Origin of the sequence: Thalassotalea sp. G20_0 (assembly GCF_017744175.1) — a bacterium.
Classification (GTDB): Bacteria; Pseudomonadota; Gammaproteobacteria; order Pseudomonadales; family Endozoicomonadaceae; genus Endozoicomonas.
The window spans coordinates 19369-29397 of the sequence record NZ_JAGHQV010000056.1 but is presented as its reverse complement, the minus strand read 5'-3'; the positions used below and the strand labels follow the sequence as shown (position 1 = coordinate 29397).

At 46.9% G+C, this 10029-nt stretch carries 13 protein-coding genes; 5 read left to right on the top strand and 8 right to left on the bottom strand.

Annotated features, from left to right (window positions below):
* Window positions 1–347 precede the first annotated feature (347 nt).
* Together J7438_RS22080 and J7438_RS22075 are read right to left on the bottom strand one after the other, a co-directional pair.
* Complete coding sequence (locus tag J7438_RS22080; RefSeq protein WP_209278262.1) at window positions 348–563, bottom strand: hypothetical protein; 216 nt, start codon at window positions 561–563, stop codon at window positions 348–350.
* A 450-nt stretch (window positions 564–1013) separates the two neighbouring features.
* Window positions 1014–2606 carry a hypothetical protein gene (locus tag J7438_RS22075; RefSeq protein ID WP_209278261.1) on the bottom strand — a complete coding sequence of 531 codons (1593 nt, stop codon included), beginning with the start codon at window positions 2604–2606 and terminating at the stop codon, window positions 1014–1016.
* A 351-nt stretch (window positions 2607–2957) separates the two neighbouring features.
* Between J7438_RS22075 and J7438_RS22070 the strand changes: the two genes are divergently transcribed.
* Window positions 2958–3665 carry an F-box protein gene (locus tag J7438_RS22070; protein ID WP_209278260.1) on the top strand — a complete coding sequence of 236 codons (708 nt, stop codon included), beginning with the start codon at window positions 2958–2960 and terminating at the stop codon, window positions 3663–3665.
* A gap of 226 nt (window positions 3666–3891) precedes the next feature.
* On the opposite strand, the gene J7438_RS22065 is transcribed toward J7438_RS22070, so the two are convergent.
* Entirely contained in the window at window positions 3892–4134 is a 243-nt protein-coding gene (locus J7438_RS22065) for a hypothetical protein (RefSeq protein ID WP_209278259.1), read from the bottom strand.
* Window positions 4135–4139: 5 nt separating this feature from the next.
* On the bottom strand, window positions 4140–4838 hold the full coding sequence (locus J7438_RS22060; protein WP_209278258.1) for a hypothetical protein: 699 nt from the start codon (window positions 4836–4838) through the stop codon (window positions 4140–4142).
* Between the two features lie 553 nt (window positions 4839–5391).
* Here J7438_RS22060 and J7438_RS22055 point away from each other — a divergent pair.
* On the top strand, window positions 5392–5703 hold the full coding sequence (locus J7438_RS22055) for a plasmid mobilization protein (protein WP_209278257.1): 312 nt from the start codon (window positions 5392–5394) through the stop codon (window positions 5701–5703).
* Window positions 5693–6232 (top strand): relaxase/mobilization nuclease domain-containing protein, encoded by a 540-nt coding sequence (locus J7438_RS22050; protein ID WP_209278256.1) that lies wholly within the window; start codon window positions 5693–5695, stop codon window positions 6230–6232. The genes J7438_RS22055 and J7438_RS22050 overlap by 11 nt, the downstream gene beginning before the upstream one ends.
* 8 nt (window positions 6233–6240) lie before the next feature.
* Here the strand turns inward: J7438_RS22050 and J7438_RS22045 are convergent, their stop codons facing one another.
* Window positions 6241–6441, bottom strand: a complete 201-nt coding sequence (locus J7438_RS22045; protein WP_209278255.1) for a hypothetical protein — start codon at window positions 6439–6441, stop codon at window positions 6241–6243.
* Between J7438_RS22045 and J7438_RS22040 the strand changes: the two genes are divergently transcribed.
* Entirely contained in the window at window positions 6440–6820 is a 381-nt protein-coding gene (locus J7438_RS22040; protein ID WP_209278264.1) for a restriction endonuclease subunit S, read from the top strand. The two genes, J7438_RS22045 and J7438_RS22040, sit on opposite strands and share 2 nt — an antisense overlap.
* A 5-nt stretch (window positions 6821–6825) precedes the next feature.
* On the opposite strand, the gene J7438_RS22035 is transcribed toward J7438_RS22040, so the two are convergent.
* The gene (locus J7438_RS22035) at window positions 6826–7110 is read right to left on the bottom strand and encodes a HigA family addiction module antitoxin (protein WP_286196822.1); all 285 of its coding nucleotides are present in this window, start codon (window positions 7108–7110) and stop codon (window positions 6826–6828) included.
* A 5-nt stretch (window positions 7111–7115) separates the two neighbouring features.
* The gene (locus J7438_RS22030) at window positions 7116–7394 is read right to left on the bottom strand and encodes a type II toxin-antitoxin system RelE/ParE family toxin (RefSeq protein WP_209278253.1); all 279 of its coding nucleotides are present in this window, start codon (window positions 7392–7394) and stop codon (window positions 7116–7118) included.
* Window positions 7395–7441: 47 nt separating this feature from the next.
* Between J7438_RS22030 and J7438_RS22025 the strand changes: the two genes are divergently transcribed.
* A complete protein-coding gene (locus tag J7438_RS22025) occupies window positions 7442–9187 on the top strand; it encodes a type I restriction enzyme subunit R domain-containing protein (protein ID WP_209278252.1) in 1746 nt (581 codons plus the stop codon).
* Here J7438_RS22025 and J7438_RS22020 read toward each other — a convergent pair.
* On the bottom strand, window positions 9151–9738 hold the full coding sequence (locus J7438_RS22020) for an ISAs1 family transposase (protein ID WP_353620175.1): 588 nt from the start codon (window positions 9736–9738) through the stop codon (window positions 9151–9153). The two genes, J7438_RS22025 and J7438_RS22020, sit on opposite strands and share 37 nt — an antisense overlap.
* Between the last annotated feature and the right edge of the window lie 291 nt (window positions 9739–10029).

The window sequence follows — 10029 nt, the reverse complement described above, 5'->3', positions numbered from 1 at the left end:
AACGGGGAAATGATTAAGTTTTGATCAAAAAAGGAGGCGACTGGCATGAGCGGCCTGTTTTGTCTTCAAAAAAATTTTGTCAGTGCCTGTTGAGTCGGATTATTCATGGGTTTTCTGACAGGCACTATTTGAGACCTGACCTCTATCTCTAACCTGTTTTTTTCCGTTATTAGAAATCTGTTTTCTAACTCCAACCTGTTCTTTAACGCTACAATAGCCCTGTTCTCTAACTTAAGCTTGTTTTTTCCCATTATTAGAGATTTCTTCTCTAACTCCAGCCTTTTTTTTCAGACTTCAACATTTTCACTTCATTGGCAACAGCTTGTTTATTAGCCATTACCTCTTTTCTATATCCTGCTTGATGACGCCTGTTTTTTTTCCGCTCTTCTAATATATCTCACGAAACTTTTAACTTCCTTGCTATTTTCTTTCTTGAGAAGCAGGTTAAGCTCTTTAGTTGATGTCTCAGCAAGTTCCTGACGAGTATACTCTCTATTACCTATAAAAATTTTCTGAGCTGTTTTTTTCAGTGAGTTTTGATCAGTTAAGCCAGATTCTGTCATTTTGCAGCTTTTGTCTCTGAGATCTGCAGCGACAGGATTATCACACTCTGCTTGACGTTTGACTCCCCTGGCTAAGGCCTCTTCTTCAATGCTTACCTTTCTGCAAAACGATTTTGAAGCCAGCGTTGCTTGCCTCGAAACAGTCTTAGTCGTCTTGAGAGACAGATCGCCAGTATATGTGGGCCTACCCCAGTCGCATTGACATTGGCTTGATACATTTATTGACCACCTTTTACGACTTTCTCTATGACTGTATTTGAGTTTTAATTAACGACCCCTGATGTATGCACACAAAAAGCCGCACTTAAGCCACACGACAACCATTGTGCAGCACTCTCGATTTTCTGAGCCAATCCTGGGAGTGTTCCGCTACCTGTAAGCCTGTCTGTTAAATAGCGCCAGAATGCAAGCCCATATTGTCGGAAGGTTTTCTTGAGGCTAGCTTGAATTTTATATCTGTCCAGTACCCAGATCGGGTAGAGATTCAAGCAAAGAGCGAAGGTTCTGGAGCCACATGATATCGTCTAAGGTTTGCACCACTCGGTTTTCAAACAGAATATCCATCATCTGTTGTTCATTTTCGGTGAGGTGTAATGGATCAAAGGGTCTTTCCGGATTATTGAATGGAAGATCAAAAACACTTAGCTCCCCACAGTTGCCCTGATGCAGTCTGAACTCGATAACGCAATAACTTGCTTCCTTAATTGTTGTTAATTCATAGAGGAAATAATATTTGTCGTTGCGCTTGGTCAGAACAAAATCTTGCAAGTAACCAGCTGCCTTGCCCGGATCAGGCAATATCAGTTTCTCATTATCTCTGGTGACAATATAAGGAGTTGATGAAAAAGGGCTATACACGTGGTGTTTACCGCGCTGATGCCTTATTTTGAGGACTTTAAACAGTTCCCGGGCTTCGTGAAACAGCCATTGCTCCAACTTTTCATAGGCGGTGCGTTTTTCAGGAAATTCTTTCCAGCCACCGTAGTCCAGAAATATCAGTATTATGACCTTGTACAGCTCGTTCTCCCGATCTCTATTAATGCTTGTGACCAACTCGTTAACGGTCTCATCTGATAGTAGTTGAAACACCGCCTGAAGCTGGCCAGCTCTGATGCACAAAGGTACATGGCGGATAACTCCTTGACCACCACGCGTTCTGGTCGTAAAACCATAGTTAATTATTTTCAGACAGTTGTACGACCAGTGCATAAAGACAGGCAGTGTATTTTCATGTTCAGTTTTTATTCCGAACTCCCTCAACAGAGCGGTAGCGATCTCTTTTGCTTCACACCAACAGGCTGCATCAAGCAATGAATAGAGTTCTGTTTGCTGGGGGATATTCGCAAGTTGTCTGATATTTTTGAACTCTACAAAAAAGCTGGTCTGTTTGTAATAGTCCCAGTCGGCCTCCCGATCCGGTATCTTTATTAATGTCAGAGGTCCTTTGCCGGTCAAGGTGCTGACCTCCGCTTGATTCAGCAGCCCACAGTTAATACCCTGGTCGTGTCTGAGGGAGGTCGGCTCATGGACTGCCGCTAATCGCAAAAGAGCACAGGTACGCTCGTCAAACCCATCAAGGCTTTCCAGCCATCGATTGTATTGTTGGAGCAGTTCTTCCAGCGCCATGCCGGTCTCTGAGGGGATGGTTGCCAGCATCTCAAACAGTTTCTCTACCAGCTCACATAAACGCAGTTTGACCAGCGTCTCCGATGACAGCGGTGCCAGCACCGTCTCCAGTATTGCCAGTATTTGCTCCCCACCCGCTTGATCAATGGTCAGACTCATTAATGGGTAGCCAAAGTAACATCCCGGGGTTTCCGCAAGTACTGTGCCTTTTCTGAGGGTGATGCCAGGAGCTGTGAATGTGACGCTGTTGGACTCATACTCCATACCAATGAGTCTGGTATTGTTGACTACCGGAGGAAGGCCCAGTATTTGGCTGATATCCCGGTTGAAATACCGACGCTGAACGGCATGGTCATCCTCAAGAGGTCTGCTACTGTCGGCGGCTGGAAAATTCGTCGAAATTGTCGTTGGTAACATAGGTAATGATGGTGGTTGCTCTTTTTCTGATTCAGTGCGTATTGCACCCCCGGATAACAAAAAACAGAAATAAAAAATATAATTTATATTCTTTTTTCGATTAGACAGCAGGGGCGATGAAAAGTTCATTTAGTCAAATGTATGGAAAGGGAACCTCTGACTATTAGTGCAAGACTGCTCACAGCGCTTGGATACTGTCGTTTTTTCCAAAGATCAGGCTGCCTGAGAGCATGTTGCCGGTGTGGATTCCCCGGTTTTGCATTGCATCACACACTCGCCCGCAGATGGAACTTTTTCGCAAACTCAGGTTCTATTAGGACTTGGAAGAGAAGGAAATATAAGAACTATCTTATGCCATTCGATGCTCCATGTAATCAAACAGGATTATCGCCCAGTATTCCCCCGCAATTAGCAGAATCAACATTTGACCAACAGCTACAACCTGGTTATTTCAACTGCTTGCCAGTTGAGGTTATTCAACATATCGCCAATAAACTGACTCTGCCCGACGCGCTCCGGCTCAAGCAGACCTGCCATAATGCCAACAATTCTATTGATCAAAAGATTATCGAAGATTTAAGGCATCGAATTCAATTCAAAAATATGAAAACAGTAGTACATTCGAGCAAATATGAGAGTTTAAAATCAATCTACAATTCAGGAAAATTTGATCATTTTTTTAAACGATATGTATACGACCAACACTCAGGGCTTGTTAAAGATCCAGAACGGGTAGATATTAAATGTTTCCTGGCAATTATTGAGCTGGGTAACGCAACCACTAAATACAAAGATGAAAAATATACAATGTATACAGGACTATTTGAAAATGGGCATGTTTTTCTTATTGCACCTCGTCACTCCTCCAGTATTGAAGAAGATACAAATACTAATAACCCCAACAAAGTTTTATTTAATGGAAATACATACAGTGTAAACATTGAAGCTATTTACTCGGGTAGAAGTTTTCAGGAAGTAAAGAAACTAATAAACATAGTTCATAGTAACACTCCGCTATCAAAACACATCTCTCATATTCTTGAGCACGAGTATAAGTAGTTCTTCTTAAGGTAGACATTAAGCCCCACCCACCGCACAAAGGCCTAATCTTGTACGCCTTGAACAACCATCCCGCGCAGGGTGTTCTCTTTTCGCATTATCTCCCCAGAAGTCCAGCAGCTTCTTAATGCATGAGACCAATGACTTTCCTGCATTCATCAACGATGAAATGACATTACCAAACAGGTGAGTCCCGCTGTTCATTGCCTTGTGCGTCGAGATTTCCTCAATGGTTGGTCACAATGAAGACCCACTTCTGTTTTTTGTCATTCCAACGGACAACAAAAGCATCAAAGAACCTGCTCAGTAACTGCCTTGGGTCGGCTTTCAAATCACCGTAGTTATAGGTGTTACAAAACCGGTTAGGCGATATCTGCGCCCGGCTGGAAATCCCCCGGAGATACCCCATCTCATCTTTGGACAACTGCCGGTCAACGGCCACCAACTCGTAATACTGGTATTCACTCATGACTGTTATGCCTTCTGCACCTTCTTACGCTTACGCACCTCATCAAGGCTGACCACATTATCTGGCAAAGCCAATGATCTCTCCTGCCCGATAACAGTAGCTGCTGCTGCAGGAAATGGGTTCGGAAAATCCCCATCCGGCGTTTGTGGATACGCCCACGCAGACAGACCTCTGGCAAACCGGAACAGCCAGTCATCCACCATCCGTGACATAGGAATGAAACGCTCCATTTGTTTTGCACCAGGATACGCCTTAGCCTTTTTGTGGACACAGTTGATTCGGTGCATTCCCAACCCAATCTCTTCACTCTCGTCCAGTTTTTCCAGCCCGTAATGTTCATAGGACTGGCTCAGCCACTGTTCAGCATCGGCAACATGTCCGTTGACACTGAGATCGGTATTTCTGACAAACCGGATTCCCTTTTCCATATCGAGAAACTGGTCATACATGGTCTGAGCCTGCGCTTCTGTGGTAGCACCACTCTCTATGGCCATATGGATACACTCTCTGGCCCAGCGTTTGGTGAACCGCTCCGTAAACTCGTCTACATCAGAAAACATCGGGTTAGAAAACAGAATGGCATAGCGACTGCGGGCTTCTACTGCAATAACATCTGTACACCCTTCTCTATTCCGGTAACCCTTAACCGCATGGACCTGCCAGGCAATAACCGTTTCCCCTGTGGCTATGGGTTGGGTACCCACCCGTTTACCATCCGGACTGGGAACCGATCAGGATCAACCTTCATGTATTTACAAAAGGCATTGGTCGCAGATATTAATATTTCAAGCATTCACGGTATCTCTTGGCTGTTCTCTCGCGGGAGGGTTTACTGGCTGAATATGGCAGATTTGAACTATCAGTCAGAGCATTGCGGAATGCAAGCAAGGGCAAAGTCATGACATGACTTTTTGCAGCTGACTCAGTGTGCACTCGCACTGAGTGGGTGCGGCGTCGTTTCACTCCGCCGCAGGCAATATAAAATATTCGGATACGTACTGAGTCAACGTGTTTTGGGCCGTTCGACAATAAATGTCGAATTCAGCAACGGGCTTGCCGGATAAGGCAAAGCAAATGCCATTTACAGCAAACGACCAATAAAATTCAAGCGTCAACCACTTTCCAAAAGCACATCAACACCTTTCTGAAAGTTTCTAATGCCGTAGAGCACCAACATATCTGGGGAAAAAAATTACCCCTTACCGTTTTCCCGCCCTAAACCACGGTATCCTATGCACATCAAAAAGTACGACCATCATGGAGAAAACCAAAACAATCCAAATCCGGGTAAGTACTCAGGAAAAATCTGCAATCCAGACAAAAGCAAAATCACTGAATTTGCACGTATCAGAATACCTCCTCTCTCTGCATCAAAACACAGCCTTACCTCCGCCACCATCAGAGGTTGAACGGCGGCAGCTGGAAGAAGTGGCCCACATCGGGAATATGGTCAATGAGCTTGTAACTATCATGCGTTCCGGAAAAGTCCCTGATACATGCGAACTCCAGCTGGTGATTGAAGCAATCAGCTTCTTCGTAAAATCCCTAGCCAGAAACGATGATTGCTGATGCCAAACTGACCGGAAGTATCGCAAAAGGAATTTCCGTTGCACGCTATATGTTGGACCCAGATGCAAAACAGCAGGATTCTGACGTCAAAACAATGCAAAAGGCAGAGAGTAGTGAGCGAGTACTGCATATAGAGACAGACCTTGCCAATCCAATCTTGATAACCGACTCTCCGAAAGCATCGGCACAATCGTTCATCCGCGAGATCGTAGACTGGAACCAGCGTAACCGACCAGGAAAGAAAGATTCGCAATCACAGTGGGAACACCGTGTGATTAGTTTTCACTCATCAGACAGTCAAAAGCTGGATGCAGGAACTGCCTGCAAATTGGCCAGAGAATCATTAGATATGGTTGCCCCGGGGCAGCGACCAGCCCTTTTCGTTGTACACGGAGATACGGCTCACCTGCATGTGCATATGCTCTACGCAACGGTGAATGAAAAAGGCAAAATTTTTAACACCAAGACTATCGCATTTGGGAGCAGGCTATGGAGAGCCTGGAAATTAAGCATAACCTGTATCGTGTAGACAAACGGTTAGCCTGTGTTGATAGGGATTCCAAACGAATAGCAGACAAACCCAAGCAAAGCCGAATTCAGGATGTTCAGCTTTCCGCTACGCAAGCCAACGGTGTTATCCCGCAGGAAGAATACGAAAGGTTGATTGGGCGCAAGGTGGTAAAGATTCAGTTTCACCTGGACAAAAGAAAGCATGTTGAGCTTGATGATTTTATGCATGCGCAGCTTCCAGGAAGGGTTTGAGCGGGCGTGGGCTTCAGGTTGTATCCGTTCATCCTATGTTGTGCTGCGACCTCTGGAAACCATCCACCCAGGCTATTTCAGCTATCTGTTCAAGATGCCAGGATATATAGAAGCGCTTCAGTCTACAGCCAGTTTTATCCGTGACGGGCAAGACCTTAACTTTGAGAATTTCTCCAAGGTTGATCTGTTTATTTCGCCGCTGGCAGAACAGGAGCGGATAGCAGCCCATATTGAGCAACAACTAACGAAAACTAACAAAGCCATCACCCTCCACCAGCAACAAATTGAACGACTGAAAGAGTACAAAGCCACCCTGATCAACAGCGCCGTCACCGGCAAAATCAAAGTCGCCTGAGTGCATCAGGCGGCATCCGGCCGGTAGGGGGTAACGTCCAGCTCCCTCTGCTTGAGATGCCAGAGATCATGGGCGTTTTGTATCCGCAGCCAGTGGTCGGCAGAGGGTTTGCCAAACACCTTCTCCAGACGCAACGCCATTTCTGCGGTAATCGCCCCCCGGCCGTTGATGATTTTGGACAGGGTCTTACGGCTGACGCGCAGGTGTTCCGCCGCCTGGGTAACGGAAAGTCCAAGCGGCTTCAGCAGATCTTCACCCAGAATTTCACCGGGGTGAGCGGGGTTGTACATGGCCATCAGTGGTAATCCTCATAGTTGACTATTTCGACACCGGCCTGAGTCAGTCGGAAGGTCACTCGCCAGTTGCCACTGACGGTGACCGACCAGATACCCTGCCGTTCTCCTTTCAGCTGGTGCAGACGGTAGCCGGGAAAATCCATTTCAGAAATATGCGCCAATTCGTCCAGGTTGGTGAGAATGCGCTGCAATTTTCTGGCATGTTGCGCCTGTATTCCCGAGGTTTTACCGGTACGATAGAACCGCTCCAACCCTTTGTGCAGAAAACTGATTATCATAGCTGAAGTGTAACCCCTGAGGTTCCAGTGTCAATTGAGGGACGATTATGGTCAGCCAAACCAACGAGCAGGCACTTGAGGCCGCCATCGAACAGCAGCTTACCGGCACCTGCCTTGAACACAGGGACAAGGTAGCAGAGGGGGTTACCACCGCTGCGCCGAACCACGGTTACCGGCTGGGTAATGCACAGGATTTTAATGCCCATTACGCTGTGGATAACCAACAGTTCTGGGCATTTCTGCAGGCGACCCAGGGCGATGAACTGGCAAAGCTGCAAAAAGCCGGGGCGGACTGGCAACAAAAAATTCTCGACCGCTATGACCGGCTGGTGAAGAAGTACGGCTTGCTGCATCTGTTGAAGAAAGGGCTGGATGTGGATAACGCCCATCTGACGCTGTTCTACCCGGCACCGCTGGCCAGCAGCTCGGAGAAAGTAAAAGCCCGGTTTGCGGCCAATATTTTCAGTACTACCCGACAGGTGCATTATTCCCTGGCCAACCGGCGGGAAGCCATTGGCCAGGTGTTGTTTATTAACGGCCTGCCCTTTGCCACCCTGGAGCTGAAGGCCGCCCTGGAGCAGGGCAAGAAGATTATTATTACCACCATTCAGAAATTTCCGTTCATTATTGATGGCATCAGCGACCTGAGCAACAACCGGTTTGCGGTGATTATTGATGAGGCTCACAGCTCCCAGAGTGGTTCAGCCCACGACAATATGAACCGGGCGATTGGCACCGTGGGCAATGAGGAAGACGAGGCGCTGGATGCCCAGGATAAGATTCTCAAGGCGATGCGTTCACGCAAAATGCGTGGCAATGCCTCCTACTTTGCCTTTACCGCTACACCGAAAAGTACGACGCTGGAAAAGTTTTGTACACGACAACAGGATGGCAGTTTTCACCCGTTTCACCTTTACTCCATGAAGCAGGCCATTGAGGAAGGGTTTATTCTCGATGTGCTGGCCAATTACACCACCTACAAAAGTTACTACGAGATTCAGAAGTCCATTCAGGATAATCCACTGTTTGACACCCGCAAGGCGCAGAAGAAGCTGAAAGCCTTTGTGGAGCGCCATCAGCAGACCATTAACCTCAACGCTGAGATTATGCTGGACCATTTTATGGAGCAGGTGGTGGGCAATAAGAACAAGCTGAAGGGCAAGGCCAAGGGGATGGTGATTACCCAGAATATTGAGTCGGCCATTCGCTATTACCATGCCCTGACCCGGCTGCTGGCGGACCGGGGGCAACCGTTTAAGGTGTTGATTGCCTTTTCTGGCAGTAAAGCGGTGGACGGTATTGAATATTCCGAGCCGGAGGTGAACGGGTTTTCCGAGAGTGATACCCGTGACCGGTTTGATACGGACGACTACCGGCTGCTGGTGGTGGCCAACAAGTACCTGACCGGCTTTGACCAGCCCAAGCTGTGCACCATGTATGTGGATAAAAAGCTTCAGGGGGTGTTGGCGGTGCAGGCGCTGTCCCGTTTAAACCGGGCGGCTCCCAAGCTGAACAAGAAGACGGAAGACCTGTTTATTCTGGACTTCTTTAACGAAGTGGAGGATATCAAGGCGGCCTTTGACCCGTTTTACACCGCCACCAGCCTCTCACAAGCGACGGATGTGAACGTGCTCCATGAATTGAAGGCTGTGCTGGACGAGGTTGGGGTGTATGAGTGGGCAGAGGTGGAACAGTTTGTTGAATGGTACTTTGGGAATGCCGATGCCCAGCAGTTAAGCCCACGGCAAAAACATGATCACATATTGATCAATCCAAGCACATTCATCATATAATGTTCATCCCAACCACATTTGTGTCGCTTGTTCTTGATACCTGCCTTTACTGATGTATCCAGCTTAAGAAGATTGAGAGTTACCTGTCTTGCAACCGCAAGATTTTCCGCTGCATAGCCCTCACGTGACCTGCAACGATCTTCATCAAAAGCAACATCAAGAACCCAGTGCAACTGGTTCTCTATCAACCAGTGCTTTCTTGTAGCCTCAAGTACCTCTTCAGCAGACAGCTTACGACTTGATATGAAGTAACGGATTAATGTGTTTCCTTTGGCTTTTTTCTGGCTGTCCAACTGGACGGCAGCTATCGTTTTGGCTTTCCAGCCAGCTGCGTTGGAAGCTTCAGCAATATTGTTGATAACCCAGCATCTACGATGTTCCATGCGGCCATGCGATTTACCTTCCTGTTCGGCAAATTCAAGGCTGGGAGCGTCTTCCGGATTGTCTTGCCAAAGCTGTTCAAAGGCTCGAGCCAGTTCACCATAGAGTTTTTTCTGGTTGCCTTTCACAGCCAACAAGTAGTCTGCTTCTTTTTTTGGCTCTTCAGGGATAACTGTGGGTAAAAATCAACAAATTTGAAGAAAAAAAGCACCACCGAAAATTGAAGAGGTCGCCAACCACTCTAAAAACAAGCGAGGCCGCAGAGCAAAAATATTTCGCCCCACTCTCACGAAAAAAACGAATTAGCGAATTAATACCCATAGGCCAGTCTGTATGTGGGTTATTTTATTCGAACAGCAGGTAGCTAATAAAACCCATCTTGCGAATAATCCATCAACCATCAGTCCTGGCGATAAAACATTTCTTCGCTCCCCCAATTCATTCGAAAAAATATGGGCGAA

Bases quoted from the DNA above. Each gene is read 5' to 3' on its own strand.
- J7438_RS22080 (WP_209278262.1), bottom strand. From the start codon at position 563: ATGACAGAATCTGGCTTAACTGATCAAAACTCACTGAAAAAAACAGCT.
- J7438_RS22075 (WP_209278261.1), bottom strand. From the start codon at position 2,606: ATGTTACCAACGACAATTTCGACGAATTTTCCAGCCGCCGACAGTAGC.
- J7438_RS22070 (WP_209278260.1), top strand. From the start codon at position 2,958: ATGCCATTCGATGCTCCATGTAATCAAACAGGATTATCGCCCAGTATT.
- J7438_RS22065 (WP_209278259.1), bottom strand. From the start codon at position 4,134: ATGAGTGAATACCAGTATTACGAGTTGGTGGCCGTTGACCGGCAGTTG.
- J7438_RS22055 (WP_209278257.1), top strand. From the start codon at position 5,392: ATGGAGAAAACCAAAACAATCCAAATCCGGGTAAGTACTCAGGAAAAA.
- J7438_RS22050 (WP_209278256.1), top strand. From the start codon at position 5,693: ATGATTGCTGATGCCAAACTGACCGGAAGTATCGCAAAAGGAATTTCC.
- J7438_RS22040 (WP_209278264.1), top strand. From the start codon at position 6,440: ATGCGCAGCTTCCAGGAAGGGTTTGAGCGGGCGTGGGCTTCAGGTTGT.
- J7438_RS22045 (WP_209278255.1), bottom strand. From the start codon at position 6,441: ATGCATAAAATCATCAAGCTCAACATGCTTTCTTTTGTCCAGGTGAAA.
- J7438_RS22035 (WP_286196822.1), bottom strand. From the start codon at position 7,110: ATGTACAACCCCGCTCACCCCGGTGAAATTCTGGGTGAAGATCTGCTG.
- J7438_RS22030 (WP_209278253.1), bottom strand. From the start codon at position 7,394: ATGATAATCAGTTTTCTGCACAAAGGGTTGGAGCGGTTCTATCGTACC.
- J7438_RS22025 (WP_209278252.1), top strand. From the start codon at position 7,442: ATGGTCAGCCAAACCAACGAGCAGGCACTTGAGGCCGCCATCGAACAG.